This window comes from Duodenibacillus massiliensis (assembly GCF_900128485.1).
Lineage (GTDB): Bacteria > Pseudomonadota > Gammaproteobacteria > Burkholderiales > Burkholderiaceae_F > Duodenibacillus > Duodenibacillus massiliensis.
Genome location: NZ_LT635861.1, coordinates 661,578 through 674,600, shown reverse-complemented (window position 1 = coordinate 674,600; position 13,023 = coordinate 661,578). Strand labels below are relative to the sequence as shown.

Annotated in this window: 14 protein-coding genes; all 14 read left to right on the top strand. The window is 57.7% G+C overall.

Features of this window, described 5'->3' with window-relative positions:
• Positions 1 to 136: 136 nt before the first annotated feature.
• On the top strand, positions 137 to 2,251 hold the full coding sequence (locus tag BQ7486_RS10675) for a TonB-dependent receptor plug domain-containing protein (RefSeq protein ID WP_074009985.1): 2,115 nt from the start codon (positions 137 to 139) through the stop codon (positions 2,249 to 2,251).
• Positions 2,252 to 2,321: 70 nt separating this feature from the next.
• Positions 2,322 to 2,864 carry an MptD family putative ECF transporter S component gene (locus BQ7486_RS10670; protein WP_022373295.1) on the top strand — a complete coding sequence of 181 codons (543 nt, stop codon included), beginning with the start codon at positions 2,322 to 2,324 and terminating at the stop codon, positions 2,862 to 2,864.
• Positions 2,845 to 3,633 carry an energy-coupling factor transporter transmembrane component T family protein gene (locus tag BQ7486_RS10665; protein ID WP_074009984.1) on the top strand — a complete coding sequence of 263 codons (789 nt, stop codon included), beginning with the start codon at positions 2,845 to 2,847 and terminating at the stop codon, positions 3,631 to 3,633. Before BQ7486_RS10670 ends, BQ7486_RS10665 begins: the two co-directional genes overlap by 20 nt.
• Positions 3,634 to 3,643: 10 nt before the next feature.
• Positions 3,644 to 5,143 carry an ABC transporter ATP-binding protein gene (locus BQ7486_RS10660; protein WP_074009983.1) on the top strand — a complete coding sequence of 500 codons (1,500 nt, stop codon included), beginning with the start codon at positions 3,644 to 3,646 and terminating at the stop codon, positions 5,141 to 5,143.
• A 19-nt stretch (positions 5,144 to 5,162) separates the two neighbouring features.
• Positions 5,163 to 5,699 carry a heme utilization cystosolic carrier protein HutX gene (hutX, locus tag BQ7486_RS10655; RefSeq protein WP_084765910.1) on the top strand — a complete coding sequence of 179 codons (537 nt, stop codon included), beginning with the start codon at positions 5,163 to 5,165 and terminating at the stop codon, positions 5,697 to 5,699.
• A gap of 325 nt (positions 5,700 to 6,024) precedes the next feature.
• Positions 6,025 to 7,302 (top strand): RNA-guided endonuclease IscB, encoded by a 1,278-nt coding sequence (gene iscB / locus BQ7486_RS10650; protein ID WP_204207020.1) that lies wholly within the window; start codon positions 6,025 to 6,027, stop codon positions 7,300 to 7,302.
• Positions 7,303 to 7,329: 27 nt separating this feature from the next.
• Entirely contained in the window at positions 7,330 to 7,842 is a 513-nt protein-coding gene (locus BQ7486_RS10645) for a flavodoxin family protein (protein ID WP_074009981.1), read from the top strand.
• Positions 7,843 to 7,926: 84 nt separating this feature from the next.
• The gene (locus BQ7486_RS10640; protein ID WP_022373300.1) at positions 7,927 to 8,601 is read left to right on the top strand and encodes a MotA/TolQ/ExbB proton channel family protein; all 675 of its coding nucleotides are present in this window, start codon (positions 7,927 to 7,929) and stop codon (positions 8,599 to 8,601) included.
• A gap of 8 nt (positions 8,602 to 8,609) precedes the next feature.
• Positions 8,610 to 9,038 (top strand): ExbD/TolR family protein, encoded by a 429-nt coding sequence (locus tag BQ7486_RS10635; RefSeq protein ID WP_074009980.1) that lies wholly within the window; start codon positions 8,610 to 8,612, stop codon positions 9,036 to 9,038.
• Positions 9,039 to 9,040: 2 nt separating this feature from the next.
• On the top strand, positions 9,041 to 9,829 hold the full coding sequence (locus BQ7486_RS10630; protein ID WP_074009979.1) for a TonB family protein: 789 nt from the start codon (positions 9,041 to 9,043) through the stop codon (positions 9,827 to 9,829).
• Positions 9,830 to 9,863: 34 nt separating this feature from the next.
• Complete coding sequence (locus BQ7486_RS10625; RefSeq protein ID WP_022373303.1) at positions 9,864 to 10,268, top strand: metal-dependent transcriptional regulator; 405 nt, start codon at positions 9,864 to 9,866, stop codon at positions 10,266 to 10,268.
• Positions 10,268 to 11,188, top strand: a complete 921-nt coding sequence (locus BQ7486_RS10620; protein ID WP_074009978.1) for an ABC transporter ATP-binding protein — start codon at positions 10,268 to 10,270, stop codon at positions 11,186 to 11,188. The genes BQ7486_RS10625 and BQ7486_RS10620 overlap by 1 nt, the downstream gene beginning before the upstream one ends.
• A 1-nt stretch (position 11,189) precedes the next feature.
• The gene (locus BQ7486_RS10615; RefSeq protein ID WP_074009977.1) at positions 11,190 to 11,987 is read left to right on the top strand and encodes an ABC transporter permease; all 798 of its coding nucleotides are present in this window, start codon (positions 11,190 to 11,192) and stop codon (positions 11,985 to 11,987) included.
• A 78-nt stretch (positions 11,988 to 12,065) separates the two neighbouring features.
• The gene (locus BQ7486_RS10610; protein ID WP_022373306.1) at positions 12,066 to 13,010 is read left to right on the top strand and encodes a DMT family transporter; all 945 of its coding nucleotides are present in this window, start codon (positions 12,066 to 12,068) and stop codon (positions 13,008 to 13,010) included.
• The last annotated feature ends 13 nt before the right edge of the window (positions 13,011 to 13,023 follow it).

Below are 13,023 nucleotides of genomic sequence, written 5' to 3'. Positions count from 1 at the left end.
TTAGAGCCTCCCCAAGGTTTAGAGCCGACCTGAAGCCCGCCTGAGCAGGGTGACAAAACGCTCACAACCGTCAGTTTCCTGACCGCGAAAAAGGAGGCGGCCGGACTGACTCTGACTGAGTAACCAAGGAAACACCATGAAGTACAGCAACCTCACCCTCACGGCCGCTGCCGTCACCGCAGCGCTTGCCGTCGGCACAACGGCTCAGGCGCAGGACGCAGACACCGTCACCACGGAAAACGTGAAGGTGACCGCAAGCCGCGTCGAGCAGGAACTGATGGACGTCAATATGTCGGTCTCCGTCATCACGGCCGAAGATATTGCGAAGTCAGACGCACGAACCGTAGGCGACCTTTTAAAAGACGTCCCGGGCGTACGCATCAACAATGACGGCGGTCAAGGCATGAAGCGCATCAAGGTGCGCGGCGAAGACACCTTCCGCACCCTGGTGATGATTGACGGGCAAAAGATTGCCGAACACAAATCGATGTCGGGCTCTCCCATGCTCATCGACCCCGCAATGATCGAACGCATTGAAGTCATCAAGGGGCCGGCTTCCGTCCTGTACGGTTCTGACGCAATCGGCGGCGCCGTGAACATCATCACCAAAAAAGGCGGCTCAAAGCCCTTTGAAGCCGGAGTTTCCGCAGGACTCGATAATTCCTCCAACGGGGTTTCGGCCTCCGCCTATGTTGCCGGTAACATCGACGGCTGGAAATACCGATTGGGCGTTGCGCACGAAAAGGGCGATGACCTGAGAACCCCCGCAGGCGACATGACCAAAACCGGGTTTAAATCCGCCGGCGTCAACGGTTTTCTTTCCTACGATATCGATGAAAACAAGACGGTGGGCCTCACGCTTGATCACTTTGACATGGAATTCATGTCGGGAAGCGCCATGCCCGGCTACGAAGATTTCTTAGTGGACGTTCCGGAATGGAAGCGTGACAAGGTCGGGCTTTTTGCCGATTTCAGAAACCTCGGTGAGTACCTCTCCCGCATAAGAGCCGACGTGTTCTACCAGAAGAGCACCAAAAACATGCTCAACCACGTTGCAGGCTCCGACATGCCGTTTACGGTTGACAACTATGCAGACAATGAAACCGATCAGTACGGCTTCTCCCTTCAGTCGGACTGGCAGCTCGGCGAATCCAATTATCTGGTGGCGGGTTACGAATACAACCGTGATGAGCTCAAGGCCACCAGCAACACCATCAGCACTCTCGGACCTATGGGCGCGCTGATGATGAATCACCCTGTCGGCTCGCTTTATTACAACAATGACGGCGTCTACAACGGCAGCATGCAGACGCATGCCCTCTTCGCCTCTATGGAAACGACGCTGCCCGCCGATTTCACACTCAACTATGGTGCCCGTTACACCTATGTCAAAACCGACATGGATGATGCCTACAGCGTGAAGAAATACGCTCTCGGAATGAATGCCGGAAAACCGGGTACAAAAACGGATACCGCCGGCAATCAAAGTGATGACCGTGTGATTTTCAACGCCGGCATCACCTGGACGGGTATTGAAGACCTGACGCTGCGCGCTTTATGGAGTCAGGGCTTCCGTGCGCCGCTTCTGCAGGAACGCTATATCCCCACGTCGATGGGCTCTTCGATGGGGATGACCTACGGCAATCCGGATCTTGATCCCGAAACAAGCGACAACTTTGAAATCGGCGCCCGCTTTATCCGCGGTGGCCTGATGCTCGATACGGCAGCATTTCTCTCGCTTGCCGATGACTACATCGCCGCTGTCGCGGACGGTCCCGTCAACAAACGTTACGCCAACATTGCCAAAGCGAAAACCTTCGGCGTTGAGCTTTCTGCCGCCTACCGCATCGGCCTGACCGGTTTTGAACCGTATGCCAACGTCACGTGGATCCGCCGCCAGTACGACAACGGTGTGGGCTTTAAGACCTATGACACGGCAACACCCGAAATCGTGGCGCGCTACGGCGTGCGCTGGACGGGGTCCTACGATGCACTCGCACTGCGCACGGATCTTTACGCACACAGCCAGACTGCCACAAAGTATGACGACGGGGTCGCCGGGAGCTCTTCAGCTTACCGCCTGGGCGGCGCCACGACCTTAAACCTCACGGCAGGCGTCTCCTTCGGGTCTCAGAAGCAGTACTCGCTGGATGCAGGTCTCTACAACATCTTTGACAAGAAGTACCAGGACAATCAGTCGATTTATGAACCGGCCCGTTACTTCAGTCTGAAGATGAACGCCCGCTTCTGATGAAACATTCCCCCGGGCGGCCCTCAGGGAGTCTGCCGCCCAGGGGATCACCCACAAAGAAACAAAGAACATGACAAGTCTTAAAAAACGCTACTGGGAGTCAAGGGAGCTCGTCTTAATCGGCGTCTTTGCCGCAGCCGCAAAGCTCTCAAGTCTTCTGATTGCGCTTGCGGGCGGCGGGATGAATCCCGTGTCGCTTGTGGCGAAAAACCTCGTCTTCACAACGCTTTTGATCGTGCTTCTCACAAAGATTCCGAAAGCGGGAACGCTGTTGCTTTTTACGGCCGTGAGCATGATCGTAAGCGTTTGCCTCATGGGCGGAAGTCTCACGCTGCTGCCTGCAGCGCTCCTCGGTGCCTTAGTCGGCGAACTTTTTGTGAAACTCACCGGGGGCGCAGCCACTGCCTGGGCGCCCTGGGTCGCGGCGGGTATGTTTGACGTCACCGGAAAAGGCGCGTCACTGATCGTCTCGTACCTCTTTTTGCGGGAAAGCCCGCAGCTGATGTCAGTCATCATCCCGATTGTGCTTTTGGGCTACGCCGGAAGCCTCGCGGGTCTTTGGTTCGGTTGGAAAACGGTCGGAGAATTAAGACATGCGGGATTTGTTCGCTAAAGCGGCGGCTGATGAAACGAACCTGATGCGAAGGCTTGACGCACGCACAAAGCTCGCGGTGACCTTGGTGACCGCGGTTCTTACGGTTGCGGCTTCCGGCCTTATCGGGCAGCTCGTCTTATTTGCCGCAACACTTGTCTACGCGCTTTTAATCCGCCGTCCGGGACTTCTGGCCGTTCTTTACGGCGTGATGGCCGTGACAATGGGTGTGGCCGTTTTGTGCGGCGCAGCCCTCGGGGAAATCTTTCCGGCAATGGGCGGCATTTCCGTAAAGTCACTCATCATCCCGTTTCTGCGCGGCCTCTCGATGATGAACGTGGTGATGGTTCTCGCGCTCACAACGCACATAGAGGATCTGATGGCAACGCTTGAGCGTATCCGTCTCCCCTTTTACATCTTTCTGCCGGTCACCGTGATGCTGCGCTTTATCCCGACCTTCACCAATGACATCAAGCAGGTCTGGGAAACGCTCAGGATCAAAGGCTGGCCCCTGGGGCCGGCGATGCTCACGGTGCAGCCCGTGCTTTCGGCGCGCCTCATTCTCGCGCCTGTGCTTTTCCGGGCGCTCAAGTCCTCTGAAACGCTCGGGGTAGCCTCAGAACTCAAGGGCCTCGGCACCCGCAGCCGCACGATGCGCAGTGACGGGCAGACAATGACCAGTCTTGACGCCCGGATTCTCGCGGCAACCGTCATTGCCGCAGCGGCCGTCATCCTCTGCGAAATCTTTTTGAGGCACGTGCTCGCGGGCACGGGCCCGGTGATCCGGTAAGGAGTGAAAGATGATCACCTTTGATAACGTCACCTACCGCTACGCCCACACCGATCACGATGCGGTCCGAAACATTTCCTTTACCGTCAAACCCGGGGAACTCAAGATCGTCACGGGGGCTTCGGGGTGCGGAAAAACGACGCTCATGCGGCTGACCAACGGCCTTGCGCCTCAGGTTTACGGCGGCACGGTCACCGGGAGCATGACAGTCGCCGGGAAAAACGTCTCGCAGACACCGGTTGCCGAACTCGCCGAAGACATCGGAACCCTTTTTCAGGATCCGGAAGAGCAGTTTTTCGCGTTAAACGTGGGAAATGAAATCGCGTTTGCTTTGCGCAGCCGCGGCGTTCCCGCCGACGCTATCACTGAGCGCGTTGACGCAGCCGCCCGCCGTGTGGGTATCGAAAGTCTTGTAAAGCAGGACATTCATGCGCTTTCCGAGGGCCAGAAGCAGAAGGTTGGCTTAGCCGACATTCTGGCTCTCGGCCCCAAGGTCCTCATTCTTGACGAACCGAGCGCCAACCTCGATCCGGAAGCAACCGCTGCGCTCGCGCAGACCCTCATTGAACTCAAGCACCAGGGTTGCGCAATTCTCGTGGTGGACCACCGCCTCTACTGGCTCAGGGATGCCGCCGATGCCGTTATCATCATGCAAAAGGGCGAAATCCGGGAAACGGGGCCCTACTCCATTCTCAGCGACCCCTTGCTCCGAAGCCGTCTCGGGTTACGTAGGGACGTGGTGGAAGACGCGCGCGTGACGCTGCCCCGGGTAGCGGTCACAAGGGGAGTTGCTCCCAAAACAGCGGACGCCGTCTTCAGTGCTGAAGACCTTGACTTTGCCTACGTGCCGGAAAAGCCGATTTTTAAAAACGTGAGCTTTGCCGTGAAGCCCGGCATCACGGCTTTAATCGGAAAAAACGGCGCTGGAAAAACGACGCTTGCCCGCATTCTCACGGGGCTTAACACCCCGCAGCACGGACGCTTTACGCTCTCAGGCCGTGACCTCTCAGGCGACAAAGGCGCTCTGATGCCTCACACTGGACTTGTGCTTCAGAACGCCGACCATCAGCTTCAGATGAGGACGGTCCTTGAAGAAATCGAAAGCGCGGTGGCCGCACAGAAAACAAGCCTCATGCGCCGGAAAGGCGGGTGGCTTGCACGCTTTAAAAAGGCGCATCTTACGGAAGCTGACAAAGCCTTTGCCCGCGAAATTCTCGAAAGCCTCAACCTCACGCATTTGGCCCTCCGTCACCCTCAGAGCCTCTCCGGCGGCGAAAAGCAGCGCACCGTCATTGCCTGTGCGCTCGCGAAAAAACCGGGGATTCTCATTCTGGACGAACCGACGAGCGGCCTGGACGGCGCCAACATGCAGGCAATTGCCGGGCTTCTTAAAAAAGAAGCCGAAAAAGGCCGCGCCGTTTTTCTCATCACCCATGACCTGGAACTGCTTGCCTGCTGCGACAGAGCGCTAGACATGGCAATGCTTCAGGACCAACCCGTTCACTCTTAAAAACCGACAGGAGTCAGCCATGACTGAAAAAATTGCCGCAACCCACGAAGAAGCCGCAAAGATCGAAGAACTCATGAAGGCACCTTTTCCCGTGACGCTTGCCACGGTCGCAAAAGCCCTTAACACCACGGAACTTGCGTCGGCACAGAAAATGCCCGACGACGCCGTCGCCTTTGTCACGGGCAGCATCGCAGAGCGCTTTGAGGCGCTCTGGGCGGAACTTGCCTCCTGGCAGAAGGTGACGCTTTTTATTGTCCACGCCGGTCACGTCTTTGAGATTCAGACCAAACTTTCCACCGGCAAGTGCGCCCGCGGCTACTACAACATCCTGCAGAAAGACGCCGTTGCCGGAGGCCACATCAAGTACGAAGACATCGCGGCCGCCGCATTTGTCACAATGCCCTTTATGGGACGAGAATCGCATTCCGTGCAGTTCTTCTGCAATGACGGATCCGTGGCGTTTTCTGTCTATGTCGGACGCGAAAACCATCAGCTTATCGATAGTGTTGTCGAAGCCTTTCATAAGGCTAAGGCCGCTTTCTGCTTTGGTTCCTGACTGACAGGACACTCTGCGAAGTTACCAAAGGAATACGTAAGAGTCAACTACCCCTGACTGAAGTCAGAGGCTTGGCAACAAGTCTTGGTTGACTAGCCTCAGTCCGTTTTCGGACGGACTCCGTTGGTTGGGAATCCGTTCCGTCGCAAGACGGGACGCAAACAGGCACCGCGGGATGTCGATCCTAGTCCCGCGCTCTGCGGTCTGCGGTTAAAAGCTCTGAGAGGTAGGAGCGGTGCTTCAGACAACAAACCCCTTCCAACATTGGCGAAGGATCACCACCGACCGCAAGGTCGAGCAGACGGAGCCCGTGAGGTATCCGTCAATGGAGAACACTTTGAAAGTTTTTGTGTTGAATATGCGCGGGCAACCGCTCATGCCGTGCTCCCCGCCCAAGGCGCGTAAGCTGCTTCGGGCCGGGAAGGCCGTGCCTGTGCGCCGAACGCCCTTTGTGATTCAACTGACGGTGCCGACGGGCGAAACCAAGCAGCCGATCACCTTGGGTGTGGATGCGGGCTACAAGCACGTCGGCCTGAGCGCAACGACCGCCAAGGAAGAGTTGTTGGCTTCCGAGGTCGAACTGCGGCAGGACGTGACGGGCTTGCTCTCGGATCGCTTGGCACTTCGCCGCGCCCGACGCAATCGCAAGACGCGCTACCGCGCACCACGCTTCGACAACCGCGTTCGATCGAAGCACAAGGGCTGGCTTGCGCCGTCCGTGGAGAACCGCATTCAGGCGCACATATCGCGCATTGAAGCGGTTTGCCGAGTGCTTCCGATCACCAATATCGTGATTGAAACCGCATCCTTCGACATTCAGAAGATCAAGAATCCCGAAGTCGAAGGCACGGACTATCAGCAGGGCGAGCAGCTTGGCTTTTGGAACGTGCGCGAATATGTGCTGTTCCGCGACGGTCACGTTTGCCAAGCCTGCAAAGGCAGATCGAAAGATCTGATTCTCAACGTGCATCACATTGAGAGTCGGAAAACGGGAGGCGACGCGCCGGGCAACCTCATCACACTGTGCGAGGCGTGCCACAAGGCGTATCACGCAGGCAAGTTGAAGCAGTTCAGTCCCCGGCGCGGCGCTTCTTTCAGGGCAGAGACTTTCATGGGCATCATGCGTTGGACGGTGCTCAACCGCCTGCGCGAGCGCCATCCCGAATTGCCTGTCACGAATACCTACGGGTATCTGACCAAACACAAGCGCATCGTCGCGGGCTTGCCGAAGACGCATTGCGCGGACGCTTTCTGCATTGCCGGCGTCCTCGACGCAAAACGTCGGGGCGAATACCTGTTTCAGAAACAGACGCGCCGCCACAATCGCCAGATCCACAAGCTGACGATTCTCAAAGGCGGTGTGCGCAAGCGCCATCAGGCTCCGTACCTAGTGCACGGCTTCAGGCTCTTTGACAAGGTGCTGTGCAAAGGGGAAGTCGGCTTTATTTTTGGCAGACGCTCCTCGGGTGCATTCGATGTGCGCCGTCTGAACGGTACAAAGATTTCTGCCGGTATTTCCTACAAGAAACTTTCGCTTCTTGAGAAGCGCAAGATGTTTTTAACTGAACTGAGAAAGGAGGGCCGCGATTCCTCCCGCGTCTGAAGACGCGGGTTTCCTCGCGGAATTTCTATGACAAACGAAGCAAAAGCGCTTGTTGTGGTTTCAAGCGTCACGGGCAACACCCGCATCGTCGGGCATTGGCTCGCAGACGCCTATGCCGCGGGCGTTCTCTATACGCCGGAGACGGCCCCCTCTGATCTCACGGGCTTCAGCACCGTGCTTCTGGGTTTTTGGTGCGACAAGGGGGATGCGCCCGAAGACATGAAGGCCTTTGCCGCGCGTGTGACCGGTAAAACCATCGGGACCTTCATCACGATGGGCGCCGAACCCGAAGACCCGAGGGCGCAGGCCTGGGCCAAAAAAGTCTCCGGTGAAGTCGCCGCGCTGGGCAAAAACAACACGCTCAAAGCAACGTTTCTGTGCCAGGGCCGCATCGACTCAGAGGTTTTTGACCGCATGACGCAGATGATGGGCGGCAAGGTGACGCCCGAGCGTGAGGCACGCCGCAAGGCCGCGGACACCCATCCGGACAGAAGTGATCTGGCGCACGCCGCCGAAGCGATGGCGCCCCTTTTTGCCTGACAGCGCCCACGGACGGCCAAGCGGAAAAGTTTCGCGTTTTCTGCCGGGCCGTCCCTTATTCCGTCATTTACCTTGAGAAGTACCATGGAAGTTTCCGTCGCGGGCTTTGATGCCCTCTACCGCCTGATCGGCCCTGCGGGCCTTGCGCTTTGCGTTGTGGCGCTTTTTGCGCTCTACGTGGGCCTGTGGCAGCTCTTTTACATGTCCGCCGTGTGGCGTAACTTCAAGCATGACTTTCTGGATCTGGAAAAAGGCCGCGACCGCTGTCTGCGTGACATTGATCCCAACCGCGCCAACCCCCTGATCCGCATCATCTACGACATCGTCTCCACCCACTCGCATCACTCCGATGACATCCGTGCCGAGGTGGGATATCTCTTTTACCGCAACTTTAAGCGTGTCAGTAACGGCCTTTGCTGGTTAAAACTCATCGCTGTCATCTCCCCGCTTCTGGGACTTCTCGGCACCGTCTGGGGGATGGTGGACGTTTTCCGCAGCATGAGTGACGTGACACAGGCGAACGCCTCGGTCCTGGCTTCCGGCATCTGGTCTGCGCTCATCACCACGATCATGGGACTGACGATCGCGATTCCCGTACTGATGTGCTACTACTACCTCATGCTCAAGTTCCGGGGCTTTCACATCGAGGCGATCGAACACAGCTACCGCGCGCTTGAAGTCTGCCGGCGCCTTCACCTCGGGCAGCACGCCGCAGGACAGGAAACGGCTGAGGGCACCTGTCCCGTCTGCCGTTCGTGAGGTGCGCCATGGGCCCGAACCTCTTTGACAACTTCGAGGAAGAGCCGCAGATCGATCTCACGCCCCTGATTGACTGTCTCTTCATGCTCATCATCTTTTTCGTTCTGACGATGAGCTTTTCCCGCCCGGTACTGGAAATCATTCTGCCGGAAGCCAAAAATGCCGAAGAGCACGCTGAGCGTAGAGAACTCGTTCTTTCGGTAAAGGCTGACGGCAGCCTCTGGCTCGGCGATGAAAAAACCGATCTCAAGGGACTTGCCGCAGCACTTGACGCGGATCCTGAGAATCTTCTCAACATCTTTATGGACGAGAAGGCATCGTTTGCAAGTTTCGTGTCGGTTTTGGATCTTGCGAAGGTCAAGCGCTCCGGGCGCTTTGTGATCAGTACGCGCGAGCCCGGCGACATCACCGGAAGCTCCGACAAGGAGCAGCAGTGACGATGGCCGGGGGCAGTAAGGAAATTCTCAGGGCAACGCGGCTCACACGCACAGTAGTGGGCGCAGTGGGGCTGTTATTCGTTGCCGCCGTGCTTTTACGGTTTGCGGAAAAAGCGATTGCCGTGCCGGAACTCACCAAGGGGATTTTCAAAGAGGAAACGACAGTCACCATTGAAATGGTCCCCGCGCCCGTCAAAGAAAAAATCATTGAACATACGGCAGAGAAAAGCGACTTTACGATTGCCGCAAAGCCCACGCCCGTCAAACCCGTTGAAGCGGCTCCTGCGCCCGAGGTGAAACCCGTGGAGCCCGAACCCGCCGTTAAACCGAAGCCCGTACCCAAAAAGGCGGCTGAGGCCCGGAAACGAGTAAAGCCCGTCAGTCCCAAAGTTAAGCCTCAGGCCCCTGCTGCCGTCGAAAAAACGGTGCCGGCCGCAGCGCAAACCGGTGCCGGCAAAGGGGCATCAGCCGTTGCCGTGAACCCGGAAAAAGCCGGCAATTCCGCCCAGGAGCGCTCCAAGGCGCTTGCCGTCATTGTTGCGGTCATTAACGAACACAAACGCTATCCGCGGCGCGCCCGCCAGACGGGCACTGAAGGTGAGGTGCTTCTCACCGTCAACATCGACGCCGCCGGCACCGTGACGGCGGTCACGGTTAAAAAGCCGCATGCGTCGGTACTGCTTAACCGTGCGGCACGAAAAGCCGCGGACGCTTTAATCGGCATGAAACTCGCGGTCACGGAAGCGCTTAACGTTGACGTGCCGGTGGTCTTCACCCTTTCAGGCAGTTAGACTTTCGTAAAAAGAAAAAACACGGGAGAACACCATGGCGGAAAAACCCCTCACCCCGGTGCAGGAAGACTATCTCGCGCTCATCTTTGAAGAGCAGTCGGCAAAGGGAACGGCGCGCGGCTGCTCGATCGTGCAGCAAAAGGGCGTCACGCGCGGCACGGTGGCCGCAACACTGCGCTCAATGAAGGAAGCCGGACTCGTCACCTACCAGCCCTACGGCCCCATTACGCTCACGGAGCCAGGGTTAAGGCACGCACGACGCATCTGTGCCCGGCGCCGCATCATTGAAGACTTTTTCACGCAGTCAATGATGCTTAATCCTGATGAAGCCCGGGAGCTGGCCCGCGAAATTGCACGCACGGCCGACGATGAAGTCATTCACCGTTTTCAGAAACTCTCCGCCTTTCTCGCCGCAAAAGGCACGGATATCTTTAAGTAATGCCCAACGTTTTACCGAATGCCCTGAGCGTTCAGAACCTCACAAAAACCTATCACCGCAAAGGGCAAGACACGCACGCCCTTGAGGGCGTCTCCTTTAAGGTGCAGCAAGGCGAACTCTTCGGCCTGCTGGGCCCGAACGGCGCCGGCAAGTCCACCCTGATCGGCATTCTCGGGGGCCTTGTCACGCCCGACGCAGGCACGATTGAGGCGCTCGGCATGAATGTCATCACCGATGCGCGGCGCGCCAAAATGGCGGTCGGGATCGTCCCTCAGGAAATCACCTTTGATCCCTTCTTTACCGTCCGCGAGATTTTGCGGCAGCAAAGCGGCTACTACGGCCTGAGAAACAACGACGCCTGGATTGAGGAACTCATTGAGAGCCTCGGACTCACGGAAAAAATCAACGACAAGGTCTCCCGCCTCTCGGGCGGCATGAAGCGGCGCGTTCTGATCGCGCAGGCGCTCGTGCATAAGCCGCCCGTGATTGTGCTTGATGAACCGACGGCGGGCGTTGACGTGGAATTACGGCACAAGCTCTGGGATCTCATGCGCCGCTTTAACGCCGAAGGCCACACCATTATTCTTACGACGCACTACCTTGAGGAAGCGCAGGCCCTCTGTGAACGGATTGCCCTTTTAAGTCACGGGAAACTTGCGGCCTTGGACACCACCCGAAATCTTCTCACCCGCTTTTCCGGTGATCGGGTGCGCTTCCAGCTGCTTGAGGGGACGCTTCCTGAGATCGAAGGCACGCCCTTTTCCGCCGCGGGCGACAACATCTTTACGGCCTCAGCGCCTGACGCTGACGCCCTGCGCCGGATTCTGAACCGGCTCCACGATGCCGGCTGCCGCATTACTGACATTGAGACGGGACCGGCAAGCCTTGAAGAAGTTTTCCTGCGCCTCACGCACGACTGACATGACACAAAAGACCTTTCCCAAGCCACAACCCTATCACGCAGGCGCCGCCTTTCTCACGCTGTTTGAAAAAGAAGTGCTGCGTTTCCGGAAAATCGCCCTGCAGACGGTGCTTGCACCCGTCATCATGGGCGTGATGTACCTCGCGGTTTTCGGGGAACTCCTTGACGACAAGATGGCCACGTTTGAGGGCGTTACCTACACGCAGTTTCTGGTGCCGGGCCTGGTCATGATGTCGCTTCTTCAAAACAGTTTCGCCAACAGCGCTTCGTCGCTGTTGCAGTCAAAGATCATGGGAAGCCTCGTTTTTATTGAGCTTCCGCCTTTTTCAGGTCTTCAGCTTGCCGCGGCATTTATCGGGGCCTCGGTTGTGCGCGGGCTCGTTGTGGGTATCGGCGTTTTTATCGCCACGTTCTTCTGGGGGCGTCCGATGATTTTGTCCCCGTTATGGGTTTTGGCCTTTGCGGTTTTAGGGGCCGTTCTCATGGCAAGCCTCGGCGTGATCTGCGGACTCTGGGCCGATAAGTACGACCAGCTCGGCGCCTTTCAGAGTTTCGTGCTGATGCCGCTAACCTTTCTATCGGGCGTTTTTTATTCCGTCAAGAGCCTGCCGCCCGTCTGGGAAACCGCTTCGCGCTTTAATCCCTTCTTTTATATGACGGACGGCTTTCGCTACGGCTTTTTCGGGCAAAGCGACTTTAATGCCTGGGTGAGCCTCACCGTGCTTGCTGCCGCGGCTGTCGTTGCGGCCGCAATTGCCGCTCGGCTTTTCGTGATCGGCTACAAGCTCAGGAAATAGTCTGACGCAGCGCAAAAAAAGGCCCCTTTTCGGGCATAAGCTCCGGCGATACAATCCAAAGATACTTTGGAGAAACGCATGCAGTCGCTTTGGATGGTTGTCGCCGCCGTTTTTTACGCGGTCTACGGTGTGTGCATTAAGTTTGCGAGCCTTGAAGGGATTGGCGCCTGGGAAGTGCTCTTTTACCGGTCGTTTTTCGGGCTCGTGGTCTTTTTCATCATGATGCACCGCGAAGGCACCTCAATGCGCACGCAGCACCCGTGGGCGCATGCCGTGCGGTCTCTGGCGGGCGTGGCCGCCATTGTGGCGGGGATTTATTCGCTCTCGCACCTCAACCTCGGCCTTGCGATGACGCTCAATTACACAGCTCCCCTCTTTTTGGGAACCTTTGTCGTCATCTGGTCGCTGCTGCATCACTCCCACATCAACTGGGGCTTGATGGCAAGCCTTGCCGCGGGCTTTGCGGGCGTTGTCATTCTGCTCGGGCCCACCATCGGGCCGGACGAATATTTTGCCGCGGGCGTCGGCATCGCCGCGGGCGGCTTCACGGCGCTGGCCACGGGCTTTGTGAAGCGCCTCGGAAGCTACCATGAGCCGCTTTCGCGCATCATCTTTTTCCTGATGCTTGCAGGAAGCGTCTGCGGCCTCTCGGCCATTCCCTTCACGGGCGGCTTTCACGCGTGGACTGCCACGGGTGCCGCAAGCATTCTCGCTTTCTGCGTCTGCGCGACCCTCGGGCAGCTCACGCTCACGATGGCCTTTTCCCGCGGCAACATGGTGCTCTCAGGCGCCCTGCAGTACACCGTCATTCTCTTTTCCACGCTCATGGGTGTTCTTATCTTCGGAGATGACGTCAGCTTTACCAGCGCCGTCGGCATGGTGACGATTGTGGTCTCGGGCATTGCCGCAAGCCTTCTCACCAAGCGCACCGAAGGGCACATCAAGGCGATCAAAAAGCTGAAGGACATTGAGGCCAAAAGCGCTGGCGCGGCCTCAGTCCCGGATGCAAGCGGCAAGCGCTGACCAGGCTGCTGCT

Bases quoted from the DNA above. Each gene is read 5' to 3' on its own strand.
- BQ7486_RS10635 (WP_074009980.1), top strand. From the start codon at position 8,610: ATGGGCCCGAACCTCTTTGACAACTTCGAGGAAGAGCCGCAGATCGAT.
- BQ7486_RS10620 (WP_074009978.1), top strand. From the start codon at position 10,268: ATGCCCAACGTTTTACCGAATGCCCTGAGCGTTCAGAACCTCACAAAA.
- BQ7486_RS10615 (WP_074009977.1), top strand. From the start codon at position 11,190: ATGACACAAAAGACCTTTCCCAAGCCACAACCCTATCACGCAGGCGCC.
- BQ7486_RS10630 (WP_074009979.1), top strand. From the start codon at position 9,041: ATGGCCGGGGGCAGTAAGGAAATTCTCAGGGCAACGCGGCTCACACGC.
- BQ7486_RS10645 (WP_074009981.1), top strand. From the start codon at position 7,330: ATGACAAACGAAGCAAAAGCGCTTGTTGTGGTTTCAAGCGTCACGGGC.
- hutX (WP_084765910.1), top strand. From the start codon at position 5,163: ATGACTGAAAAAATTGCCGCAACCCACGAAGAAGCCGCAAAGATCGAA.
- BQ7486_RS10625 (WP_022373303.1), top strand. From the start codon at position 9,864: ATGGCGGAAAAACCCCTCACCCCGGTGCAGGAAGACTATCTCGCGCTC.
- BQ7486_RS10675 (WP_074009985.1), top strand. From the start codon at position 137: ATGAAGTACAGCAACCTCACCCTCACGGCCGCTGCCGTCACCGCAGCG.
- BQ7486_RS10665 (WP_074009984.1), top strand. From the start codon at position 2,845: ATGCGGGATTTGTTCGCTAAAGCGGCGGCTGATGAAACGAACCTGATG.
- iscB (WP_204207020.1), top strand. From the start codon at position 6,025: ATGGAGAACACTTTGAAAGTTTTTGTGTTGAATATGCGCGGGCAACCG.
- BQ7486_RS10660 (WP_074009983.1), top strand. From the start codon at position 3,644: ATGATCACCTTTGATAACGTCACCTACCGCTACGCCCACACCGATCAC.
- BQ7486_RS10610 (WP_022373306.1), top strand. From the start codon at position 12,066: ATGCAGTCGCTTTGGATGGTTGTCGCCGCCGTTTTTTACGCGGTCTAC.
- BQ7486_RS10670 (WP_022373295.1), top strand. From the start codon at position 2,322: ATGACAAGTCTTAAAAAACGCTACTGGGAGTCAAGGGAGCTCGTCTTA.
- BQ7486_RS10640 (WP_022373300.1), top strand. From the start codon at position 7,927: ATGGAAGTTTCCGTCGCGGGCTTTGATGCCCTCTACCGCCTGATCGGC.